At 40.3% G+C, this 12,566-nt stretch carries 7 protein-coding genes; 1 reads left to right on the top strand and 6 read right to left on the bottom strand.

The window, feature by feature from the left end:
- Window positions 1-15 precede the first annotated feature (15 nt).
- From ACGE0T_RS17920 to ACGE0T_RS17900, 5 genes are all read right to left on the bottom strand, one after another.
- Window positions 16-2,067 (bottom strand): glycoside hydrolase family 20 zincin-like fold domain-containing protein, encoded by a 2,052-nt coding sequence (locus tag ACGE0T_RS17920; RefSeq protein ID WP_459187943.1) that lies wholly within the window; start codon window positions 2,065-2,067, stop codon window positions 16-18.
- Between the two features lie 125 nt (window positions 2,068-2,192).
- Complete coding sequence (locus tag ACGE0T_RS17915) at window positions 2,193-4,010, bottom strand: DUF4091 domain-containing protein (RefSeq protein WP_459187942.1); 1,818 nt, start codon at window positions 4,008-4,010, stop codon at window positions 2,193-2,195.
- A gap of 74 nt (window positions 4,011-4,084) precedes the next feature.
- Window positions 4,085-5,593: a RagB/SusD family nutrient uptake outer membrane protein gene (locus ACGE0T_RS17910; protein WP_459187941.1), complete on the bottom strand. Its 1,509-nt coding sequence runs from the start codon at window positions 5,591-5,593 to the stop codon at window positions 4,085-4,087.
- Between the two features lie 15 nt (window positions 5,594-5,608).
- Complete coding sequence (locus tag ACGE0T_RS17905) at window positions 5,609-8,896, bottom strand: TonB-dependent receptor (protein ID WP_459187940.1); 3,288 nt, start codon at window positions 8,894-8,896, stop codon at window positions 5,609-5,611.
- Window positions 8,897-9,149: 253 nt separating this feature from the next.
- On the bottom strand, window positions 9,150-10,094 hold the full coding sequence (locus tag ACGE0T_RS17900; protein ID WP_459190507.1) for a FecR family protein: 945 nt from the start codon (window positions 10,092-10,094) through the stop codon (window positions 9,150-9,152).
- Window positions 10,095-10,264: 170 nt separating this feature from the next.
- Here ACGE0T_RS17900 and ACGE0T_RS17895 point away from each other — a divergent pair, with 170 nt between their 5' ends.
- Window positions 10,265-10,831, top strand: a complete 567-nt coding sequence (locus ACGE0T_RS17895) for an RNA polymerase sigma-70 factor (protein ID WP_459187939.1) — start codon at window positions 10,265-10,267, stop codon at window positions 10,829-10,831.
- Between the two features lie 129 nt (window positions 10,832-10,960).
- On the opposite strand, the gene ACGE0T_RS17890 is transcribed toward ACGE0T_RS17895, so the two are convergent.
- Entirely contained in the window at window positions 10,961-12,562 is a 1,602-nt protein-coding gene (locus ACGE0T_RS17890; RefSeq protein WP_459187938.1) for a glycoside hydrolase family 31 protein, read from the bottom strand.
- Window positions 12,563-12,566 lie beyond the last annotated feature (4 nt).

Here is a 12,566-nt window from a genome sequence, read left to right as displayed (position 1 = left end):
CTGTTTTATTTTTATTTAATCCCCCAACCAAGCTCTTACCGCTTTAACCATCGGTATCTCATACAAATAAAGCCAGTCGCTGCTCTCTGTCTGCGAAGCCAGATGATTATGGTGGTTCATATCAGCGACAAACCCTTCGGGTTGTTGCATGAAACGGGTTTCCGAATAAACAGCTTCCAGATGTTGGCGCATCACTTTAAAATAATCGCATACCTCGCGTATCTTATCCTGTGCCGTTTTACGGGCGGCTTCATCCTTTGCCGTATCGTACTCGTCCAAAGCCAAGATAAGACGCACTGGATAGTTTTGCAGATTATTCGTCTGTTCATAGACTTTCAGTGTATAGCGGTTACGCAATGCATTCTTTTCTGCCGCACAGACACCCTCGTGAATCATTTCATATCGTTTGGCCTCTTCCCTGGCTCTATCTACTTTTTCTTTGTACGTTTTACTCCAAACGCCCGGGTGTTTTTTATCCGGCAAACCGATCAAAGTGAAAGAAGATGTTCCCCAGGCGGGATTACGCCGACCGGATGAAACCAATGCCCCATCAAAGAAAAAGACAGCTTTCTCCAGTTCATCCAGAAAAGCCATCCGGTTATCCTCCGGGCGGAAACCGTATTCACGCTGGGCATGTGCCTTTTTGCAAGCATCGATATCGCGTGCCACAGGATTCCAGCCGAATTCACCTTGTGCGATATACCCACGCCAAACTGTTTCCAAATGAGGTGAACCGTCATCCCAGGCTGTTGCCAAAATACCTTCCAGATGATTTTCCGCCACCAATCGGCTGAAGCCTCTTATATATTCCGACCGGGTATTTTTACGTGGAAGGAAAGGAGAATCACCCGCCGATGCTGCTGTTGCCCCCATCACTTTAAGGCCCTTATCACTGTACCATTTCAAAAGGCGCTGATGGGCGGGAGATGTTGCATCCTCATATTTCCAGCGCATATACACACATTCCTTCGGAAAAAGATCGATTGCCTTATCCAGTTTCTCCGTATTCCATTCCTTTGCCACTTCTGCATCCGTCTTATCGCTCAGTACAAGTTCCCAGATTCCGGCATATTTAAGCGGCATATCATCCCAGAAGATAGGAGTGCGGCCGTGGTCGACAGCAAACTGACAGACTTTCTTCAACCAAATCATCTGAAGTTCAAAAGCAGACTTGCCGGTCGCCTTGCAACGGTCGTCGATACCGATTGCAGTAATCTCATCTCCTCCTACATGCAGATATTTTCCATAAGGCATCGCTTCGAGAGCATCCAGATACAAATCAAACTGCATTTCGTAAGTACGAGGGTCGGATGGACAGAACTCCCAGTCGCTGGCAGGATTTTCCCTTAGTTCCCAATGGTGTTTCAGGATAAATCCGGCATGTCCCAAGCCTTGTACCAGCGGGCTGATCTCCACATTCCGTTCTTTTGCATACCGGCATAAAGCCTGCATTTCCTGTTTGCTGATTGCGTTCGGCGCACCGATTTCCGGACGACGGGTAAAACGCAATTTATCTTCCAGTTCCCAAATGATGGCATTTACTTTATAACGGGCCAGCTTATCCACCATACGATAATAATAATCCATCCGGTCCAGATGATGTTTGGTATCCAGATGGACGGCACGGTAAGCTATTGCCGGATAATCCGTAATCTTCATCGGTGGAATTTCCTTCTTAAAGTCGCGGCTGTCTTCGAGTAGCTGCTCCAAAGTCTGGCAACCGTAAAAAAGACCTGCTTCGCTACGGGAAGTAATGGTAACACCTTTGTTTGTTATTTCAAGGACATATCCTTCCGGGGAGTCCGGCACATTTGTCTGTGACAACTGGAAATGAACACCTCTACCAGCCTGCTCACTCTGAGGCAAACCGTCCGTAATAGCCCCCAGAACAGGAATCGGAGCTTCTCCGGCAGATACTACATACGACAGATCGCCGTAATTTAACCCTTTGCCATTCAGTACCTCTATCGACTGAGGCTGGGGCAACAGTTGAAATGTTTTATCCAGGCTACGGGCAAATAAACTGCCCGTAACCAATAATAGACACGTAATTAAAGAAATTTTCATTGTTTTCAGGTATTAAACGACGAACGCTGCATTTAAGTTTTCATCGATAAGCATTGATAATGTTTTTTGTTTATCGACAAAGTAACAAAATATTTTTATCTCTCTTGGACAGAGAGATAAAAATATCAAAAACGATTTACCACCTCATTCGCTTTCACGACTGTGGTTGATGCCGGGATTATATCCAATTTTGTTTCATCAAACATCTTCAAGGCATTTTCTATCTTAGATATAGCCCGCCGATTTCCTTTTAATTCAAATTCTTTTTTCAGGATTCTTATTTTTTCAAAAGCCTGAATGCCTGCTATCAAACGTTCAAAGCGCATGGAAGTTCGTGCTCCCGGATAAATGAGATATGTATCACCGGCTGCCCAAGTATAAAAACGACTATCTAATAACGGCTCAACAACCCAACTATTCAAAGCCCAGCGGGAGTAACCGTCCAGATTTTCTTTGGCGGCATACCAACCAAACCACTCACATTCAGCAGGAGGATTAAAAGTAAACGTGTTCGGATGAGGTTCTTCACAGCTTGTATAAAAAGTGGTCACTTTCCCCTCTTCACGACGCTTCCGCTTCATCTCCTCTGAGTATTTCATGCGTAAAGCAACACAATAGTCGTTTAATTCATCCGATAATTCTTCATGTAAAGCACCAGCCAGCGAAACTTTAAAATCAGGATCTGCTTTATGTATGACCTTCAGTGTTTCCTGCATAACAGACATAGGACGTTCGTCCATTGAAATATGTGTAATATCAAACCAGCCTTTTTCTTTTAAATGTATTGCAAATGATTTCAACATGGCGACCCATATGGCTTCATACTCTTTATCTCCCGGTTTCATATTTATGAATTTCATATGGTTAGTCGCCTGGTCAAAGTATTGAAAAGAAAGTTTCCATGGAACCATCGAGTAACAATTGATTTCCTGTGTAATACCTATACTCATCATAAACTCAACCCAACGATCGAAAATTGAATAATCGAAGGTCCAGGTTCCATCGATTTTCTTCATCCATGTTACCATCGATTCAAAATAATTATAAGTCTGCCCGTTCCATGGCTTATGCATGATAGAAGCGGTAATTACTTTTCCGCCGGCTTGGCGATACAATTCCATATAAGGACGCATATAATTGAAATGAGCGTCACTCCAGGGTTCTACGTTATAATAACGGGCTATTGCATATGGGTTTTGCCACAAATCCAAATGGAAAGCCCAATCAGAAGGCGATGGTAATACCCTATTTTTGACATTAATCTTCAAATCAAGCGTACCCAATGTCTTATCACCGCTCTTCACAATTACACTTCCTTCATAAATGCCGGACTGGCAATCCTGAGGAACCCATACACGAATCCATACACCTTGGGTGGTCCGGGCCGGAAGAGATAGCTCTTTAGTCAAATGGTCTATCGGATCAGCCACCAGAGAAGAATCAAATGCTGCGGCATCAGGGCGGGGACCGCATCCTCCTTGTCTGTCTTTATTCAGTTCGTCGGTCATTACATAACGAACAAAGCCGCAAAGTAACTGCTCATTACCTATTTCGGTCTTTTTCGTTTTATTGATGAGTTTACTCACCGAATAAGAAAGATGCGGCATCTCCTGATTACTCCAGATAACAAACTGCGAAGCAATGCGTTCTCCTTTCCAAGCTGTTAGTTCTATTTCTTTTTTTAGTTTGCTGATAGGAGCCGGCTCTTCTTTTTTATAACGAATATCTGTAGACCCCCAACTTATACAAACGTCTTTCACCTTTTCCCACAAAGCCGGATTAACTGCTGTAGGGTTAGGTAATTCGGCATAAGTTTCCAGAGGAAAAGATTTCTGTCCTGTCGATTGTCCGGAATGAGTGACTCCTTCCGATGATTGGGCATATCCTATAAATGTTACGCAAAAGCAGCTCACTATTGCCCATATAATCTTGTTATTTTTCATATTTTACTTAATGCTTAAAAACAAACAAAGCCGTCGCCAAACGGTAACGACTTCATTATGCTATTATATATTACTTACCAGTCGCTATTTTGAGTACACAACAAATTTGTCTGTATTTCTTTAGCTGGAATGGGTAAATAATAATGACGTTTCTTGAAACTTGCAAAGCGTATCGGATCCTGACTTTTCAATTCTTGCTCAAGTAACCCCCAACGGCGAAGGTCATAGAAACGTTCTCCTTCCTTAAAGAACTCGATTGCACGTTGATGTATCAACTCTTCTTTTACAGATGCCGGGTCTGTGTTTCCGGAATAAGGAAGCAGGTTACCTCCACGTGTACGAATCTGGTCGATATAACTGATTGCACCGGATGTATTATTCAGATTCAACTCACATTCTGCCAACAGTAAAATTACATCAGCAAAACGCATGGCACGTTCGTTGATATAAGAAGGTGTTGTTTCCTTCTCTTCTGTACGAGTCTTGGAATTTGAAGATTTAATAATCCAATAAGATGATATTTCATCTTTAGTAAGAACTTCCTGGATTGGCTTCATATAATACATACATCCGGGATAATCCCATGCCACAGAAGAGAGTAAACGATAATCATATTTCCCATTGGCAGCTTTTTCTTTCATGAAAATATCCATCATTTTCTGAGTCGGTTTTGCTTCAAACCAACCTCCAACACTACCTGATGCATATTCCACGGCAATAGTCGTAGATTGTGCGGAATTGGCGGTTTCACCATTATCCCATTGATCCGATCCTCCTACCGGTTCATACAGTATCTCAAAGATACTTTCTGCATTATTTTCATGTGCCTCATCAAAGTTCCAGGAATAATCATCTACCAGTTTATAAGTGTAAGGTGCTTTTGTTAACGGTTCCAATGTCTTTTTAGCCTCTTGCCATTTTTCCATATACACATACAACTTACCCAAATACGCATACGAAGTTCCACGTGTAGGTTTTCCCTTATCATTTACCAGGGGCAACAAAGACGCAGATTCAATAAAATCTTTTTCTGCCTGTCCATATACATCTGCCTGACTGGATTTTGCCAGCTGGAAAGTTTCGGGATCCTGAGAAGCAGTTAGTCTTATAGGAACATCTCCGAACTCTTTTGCCAACTGAAAATAATACATTCCACGAATAAAAAGAGCTTCCCCACGAATCTGATCTTTAAAATCCTGAGAGAATTCTTTACCGTCTATTTCCTGTAAAATCGAATTAGCCCGATAAATCGCATTATAAAATTGATAAAACATATTCTGTGCAACAGAATTGTTCGGGTCATTTGTAAACCGATACATCGAATAAATATCTGCAATATCATTACGGAATTCTATATCGTCAGCACGCGAAATACGAGTCATCAATCCGCGGGTACCATAATATCCACCATTCCAGTTTTTGAGAGGTGTATAACAAGAAGTCATCGCCTGTTTAAAATCAGCTTCTGTTTTCCAGAAAGTATCTCCAGTCAATTTATTTGGATTCGTCAAATCCAGTCTGCCTTCACAACTGTTAAATGTAACGGCTATAAATACGAATATGATTAATTTTATTGTTCTCATAACTATACGGTATTTTTAGAATGTAAGATTAAGTCCTAGCATAAATACTTTGTTTTCCGGATAAACAAAATTATCGAAACCACGGGATGTTGCACCACCACTATTTATGTCAGGAGTATAACCTGTATATTGGGTAATAGTAAACAAGTTTTCCGCATTCACATATACGCGTAACTTTTGTATTTTATCCTGAAACCAGCGATTGGGGAATGTGTAGCCCAACTGAACATTGCGTAAACGGAAGAATGAACCGTTCTCAAGGAAACGATCGCTTGACGGACGTGAATTTTGATTCGGGTCATCCCAAACTAAACGAGGATGCGATGCTCCGGGATTCTCTTCCGTCCAATAGTCAAGAGTGGTAGCCAAAAAATTCGTACCTTTATTCACACCTTCCAATTCAAGACGTGTTCCGTTGTATATTTTATTTCCGAAAACGCCCTGCATACCCAACAAAAGGTCAAAACCTTTATAACTGGCATTGAAATTCAGCCCCATGGTAACTTTAGGGAATGGGCTACCGCTATATACACGGTCATCATCCGTAATCTTACCGTCATTATTGGAGTCTTTGAAACGAATATCACCCGGTTTTGCATTTGGTTGAATAAGAACGCCATCTTTTACATATGCATCGACCTCTGCCTGATTCTGGAATAGACCATCCGTAGGAATTAGCCAGAAACCTCCGATCGGATAACCTGCCAAAGTTCTGGTGGTCGGCACATTTGTCCGGTTGGTACCTCCCTCAATTACCTGGTTCGCGTCTCCCATTGCAAGAACTTCATTGCTCATTGCATTACCGGTTAATGTTATACCATATGTAAAATCCTTGGAAGGAGCATCATTCCAACCAACAGTCCATTCAACACCCGTATTCCTAATTTTTCCGGCATTACGAACCGGGTCGTTTGCTCCACCGGTAGAAACAGGAATAGGTACTGATAGTAAAATATCTTTCGTATTTTTACGATACCAGTCTGCAGTAATCATTAAACGGGAATTTAAGAAAGCAAGGTCCAGACCTATATTTGTCATTTCAGTTTGTTCCCATTTAATATTCGGGGTAGCAAAATCTTTCGGAAATGCACCACTGATAATTCCGCCGTTTCCATCCGGATAGTTTATATTAGAGGTAATCACGCTGGTATACATATAATCATCAATTTCCTGATTACCTAAAACACCATACCCGCCTCTGAATTTAAGTTGATCCAACCAGCTTCTTGTATTTTTCATAAAATGTTCTTCTGCTACATTCCAACCGACAGACACAGAAGGGAAATGCCCATAGCGGTTTCCTTTAGCAAATTTGGAAGAACCATCCCTACGATAAGTTGCAGTAATTAAATAACGATTATCATAAGAATAAAAAACACGGGAAATAATAGAAGTTAATGCGTTTTCATTTGACCAGGAATCATTCGTACGCTCTTGCGTTGCGGCTCCAACCTCTCTGATCCCGTCAGGTAAACCTTTTCCGGCAGCCATGATATAACGGGTATGATAATCTTGAAAAGAATAACCTAATAAAGCACTGACTTTATGTTTTCCAAATGTTTGATCGAAAGACAAAAGATTTTCAATCAAGAAGTTATTTCTACGATAACGGTTTTCGGACATGTTAGATATTGCATTATTCCGTAAACCAAAATCATAAACGTTTTCATAAGAGGTATTCCGTTCAAATGAAAAATCAGGAGTTGCATTCAGACGATATTTGAAACCGAGAGGTAATTTTATTTCTGCATACAAATTGATATATGCATTATAAGAATCATTAGTTCTATGAGTCAAATTTTCATCCAAAATACCCAATGGGTTAGGGATATCGGTAGCATCTCCATATACCTTGCCGTACCCACCTTGTTCATTAGCCGGATCATATCGATGCAAAGAAGGTATTGACTGAAGAATAATTCCCAGATAACCTCCTCGAGAAAAAGGAAATAACGGGTTGTTTTGCTGTGAACTGAATACCACATTATTCCCAAAAGTAAACCATCCACGCTTATATTCAGATTTAAACTGTGCATTATAGCGCTGGTAATTTGTCCCTTTAACCGTACCGTCCTGGTTTACATAACCTAACCCTGTATAATAAGTAAAATATTTTGTTCCGCCTTTGACTGTTACATTATAATTTTGCATTAAGGCCGGCCCCATCATGATTCTCTGCCAATCATTATCTTCTGTCATATTACCGGCCATCTCAAGAGGTTTTGCACCAATAGCACTGCGGGAAACTGTAGTTAAGCGCGCCCAATCGTCAGCTCCCAACATATCCAGATATTTAGACGGGGTCTGTACACCGATATTTGCCGATACATCAACAATAGGTTTACCTTCGGTATTTGAACCGGATTTAGTCGTTATAATTATAACCCCATTTGCTGCACGTGAACCATAAATAGCAGCAGAAGATGCATCTTTCAATACATCGATACTTTCAATATCATTCGGATTCAGATCATCCATGCTGCTCATATACATACCATCTACGATATATAATGGATTAGCATTATTCAGTGTACCGATACCACGGACCATAATACGGCTGCTTTGCCCCGGAGCACCGCCCTGAGAAACAATATCGACACCGGCTATTTTCCCTTGAAGAGCTTGTCCAATATTGACATTACTCTGAGTACTTAGTTTATCAGTAGAGATATTAGCCACCGAACCGGTCAAGTCTGCTTTCTTTTGCGTACCATAACCAATCACAACTACTTCATCTAATGTTTCTGTATCTTCTACTAAAACGGCATTGATTACTTTCTGATTTCCGACTGTAATTTCTTTTGTCAGATAACCAATATAAGAAATGTCCAAAACTGCGTTAGATTCAACTTCTATTGAGAATTTACCATCGATATCGGTAACCGTTCCGTTCGTTGTGCCTTTTATAAGTACATTCGCTCCAATAATCGGCTCGCCGTTTTTATCAACAATCGTTCCCGTTACTATATGTGTCTGCTGTTGGACAGAAGCCGCTGTATCAGCATCCTTTACTGATAAAACGATATGGGTTCCTTCCATTTTATATTCGATGCCTGCATTTTTCAACAGATTATCCAATACTTCAGAAACGGGCTTTGTTTTTGCCTTTACTGATACTTTACGGTTCACATTTACCTGACTATTGTAAATAAACAGGTAATCTGTTTGACTTTCAATCTCATTCAGGACTTCTTCCAGTTGAGTATTGTTTTTGTTGATACTGACCCGGGCATTCTGTGAATATGAATTTTCAGCATATGAACAGAATACGCAGGCTCCTAAAAGGAATGTGGATATTCGCATAATTCTCGAGATTTTTTGACCTGACGGGGATTTAAGATAATATCTACCCCACAAAAAGTTTTTTTTCATACTTTTGTTACTGATTTGAAGTTAATACAATGATTTTAAAAAATTGTGTTGATTTGAATGCCGGTAAATGCCCCCCAGCGCTTGCCGGCATTTTTGTTTAGTGTTTGTTTGTTTTCATGCCTCCTTGTTTTTAAGATTATTACTAATGTTGTGTTTTTATTTTGCGTTTATATTATCACTGTGTTTATCTGATATAAATAATCCGGTTTTCATCATCCCGGTCATAGGTAAAGCGAATATCCCGTTGTAAAACTCTTAATGCATAATCAATTCCATCTGCCTGTCTGAACTTTCCGGTAAAATTATATTTCAATACGCTTTTATTCTCTACGACTATATTTATTCCGAAATACTTCTCCAAATCATTCATGATAGATAAAAATGATTCGGTCTTGAAACAGATCAAACCTTCTTTCCAGCGATAGGGATTATAATCATCAACAGGCGTTACCTTTAATTTTCCATCCTTTTGTAGACTGGCTTTATTATCAGGAGTCAAAACCAACGTATCGCCAACTCCGTGCTTAGAAGCGACTTTTACACTTCCTTCCATCAATGTGATTTCGAAATCCTCCTTGTTTGAATAGCCTTCAACATTAAACTTTGTCCCTAATACCTCCATGTTACATTTATCCGTTTCTACGATAAAAGGCCGTTTCTTATCTTTCGCAACATCAAAATAAGCCTCACCGTCCACTATTACGCGACGTACGGATTTATCAAATATTGCCGGATAGTTTATCTTAGTCCGAGCGTTTAACCACACATTCGTTCCATCCGATAAGGTGATATTTACACGTTGTCCGGAAGGTACATAAATAGATTGCATAGGTATTATTGTACTCTTCTCCGAAACATAATGATACAGAAAATTAATCCCTAATGTTAAAATTATAATAGAAGCGACTTTCAATACCTGAGTTCTGAGGTGACTTATGTGATTTTGTTTCTTGGAACTATTGGGTTGAACCAGGCTTTCGTCAAGAAGTAGTATCGAATCAAATATTCTCCTTTCCTTCAATAATTCACGGGCATTTTCCGGAGAATGTTCCATCCATTGCCGAATTTCAACTTCTTCTTCGTAAGAAGTTGTTCCTTCAAAAAATTTATATAGCATTTCCCGTGTCATGTTCAACATATTTATAGCCGATTACATATATACAAGCAGTTCACATAAGAACATCCCTAGTTTAAATCGTAAAAAAAATATATATTAACATATATTCTCATCATAGTCACCTCAGAACTATGTCCAAATCCATAAAATCCTCTATATTTACCAGTCAATAATATGAGGATATGGAATACTCAAGTGATTTAAAAGCATTCAATAAACTGTTTGCTGATTATCAAGGACGATTTATCCGCTTCGCCAACATGTATGTGCGAGACACTGCCGTAGCGGAAGATTTTGTCATTGAAGCACTGACATATTACTGGGAAAATCGACATGCATTACAAAAAAATTCAAATATCCCTGCCTATATTCTTACTATAATCAAACATAAATGTATCAACTATCTTCAGCATATACAAATCCGGCAAGATGTCAACAAAGAGTTAATGGACCATGCGCAATGGGAATTGAATACACGTATCTTTACACTTGAAGCCTGTAATCCGGATGAATTGTTCTCCACAGAAGCACAAGAAATTGTAAATAAGACATTAGCGGAACTTCCGGAACAAACTCGCCGCATCTTTATTATGAGTCGTTATGAAAATAAGTCACACAAAGAAATTGCCCAAACATTCGGTATGACAACAAAAGGAGTCGAGTATCATATCGCCCAGACATTAAAAAAACTTCATACCAACCTGAAAGATTACATTCCACTACTGATATTCCTGTCCCGCATTAATTAAGCGGACAAAAAACAGGTTGCATATCAGGGTAACAAAAAAAATCATAGTTATGATTTTCCCAAATGATAACTATGAATCGGAAAAACCATAACTATGATATTAAAAATACAGATTATTCTTCTGCTTCTTTCATTTTATCTTTTCAAACCAAGGCAACCGTTCCAGCGGAGCATTCACTTCAATTGTTTTAGGCCCTTTGAACTTCTTGCCGGTATCATCGCGCCATGTTCCTTTAGGTAATATCACTTTACGGATATGTTCTTTAGTCAGGACTGGGGCGACAAGATATTTATCCCCCAGCATAAACTGGTCTTTACATGTAGTAAAACCCTGATGTGGGAAAACATATTCCATATGACGGATTATCGGTTCGCCGGTCTCGGCGGAATGATGTGCCAGTTCTAAAATATAACTACCCATTTTTTCATGCAAATGGGCATAGTCGCGGCAGATAGCCAGATGTTTTTCATCGAGGATACGCCAAGGAGCTACAGAAAACTGCATCATCGGCATCAGGGCATGGACCTGACAGGAACGGACAATCAGTTCCTGGTCTAATTTGGTTTGGTCTATTCCTAAAAAAGAACCGAACTGGCCACCACCGATCATATCCGGGCAAGCATAGGCATATCCTAACAATCCCGCAGAAATCATATCCGGAATCAATACTCCGACTGCATTCCAGGAATAATCTTTATCCCCTAAACGCTGAACCAATGGTTGCCCACCCATTTTCCAGCCTGCACGGTATTCATTATAAGGGAAGTCCAGACCGATCTTTGCCCAATACTCGCACATATCGACTGAAGTGGCAGACTTATCATAAAATTCGAGGTCCGGATTTGTGTAGTGGCTGATATCTCCGGCATCAAACTTAAAACCGTCCGCGCCATATTTTTCTTGCATCGTACGCAGCTGCTGCTTCAAATGTGCGGCAGCTTCCGGATTGCTCAAATCATAGCAAGCGCTATAACCGTTCCACCAGGGGATAATAGCCGCTTCGCCTGTCCCTTTCCTTTTTATCAGGAAACCTTTTTGTTGAAGTTCGCGGAACTCCGGACTATCCGGGCTGACAAAGGGACAAATCCAAAACATAATCTTAAAACCCTGTTGATGCAGACGGTCGATCATCCCTTTCGGGTCGGGAAAACGTTCCGGTTTAAAGTCGAAATTTCCATAATATTTCTGCCAGTTATCATCCACCATGAAAACACCTACAGGGAAATCATTCTTCAACACATTATCCGCATATTTCAGGATATCCTCCTGGTTCTGGTTATACATCAACTCTATCCATGTATTATACTGGGGCATGGAGAAAAATAAAGGTTCCGGCAGTTTTCCAACAGCAGGAAAATGTTTGGATGAAGCAGCCATATACGCATCTTTCAACGTCTTTCCCGCCAAAATCGGTTCAACATTTTCATAATCGGAATAAATACGGAGTTCACCATTTTCCACTTTAAACGAAAACGGTTTATCACTCCAGATATAACGTCCTTCCGATGAAAGAAGCAGAGGCACATTCTGATTGTTCAGGTTTTCAGATGCCAAATCGTAAAGGCGCAGATTTCCGCTATAAGGCATTCGGGAACCGAGAGCCACCATGCCTCCCCACCATTTTTCGCCGGATAAAGAGGCTATTTTTGTTTCATATTTACTTTCGGCAAGGCTATAAAATACAACCAGGGAAAGAAACAACGACAAAAAGGAAATTTTTCTTATAAACATATTG

Source organism: Parabacteroides sp. APC149_11_2_Y6 (genome assembly GCF_054506995.1).
The sequence above is the reverse complement of the archived record's forward strand: the minus strand, read 5'-3'. Positions and strand labels throughout refer to the sequence as shown.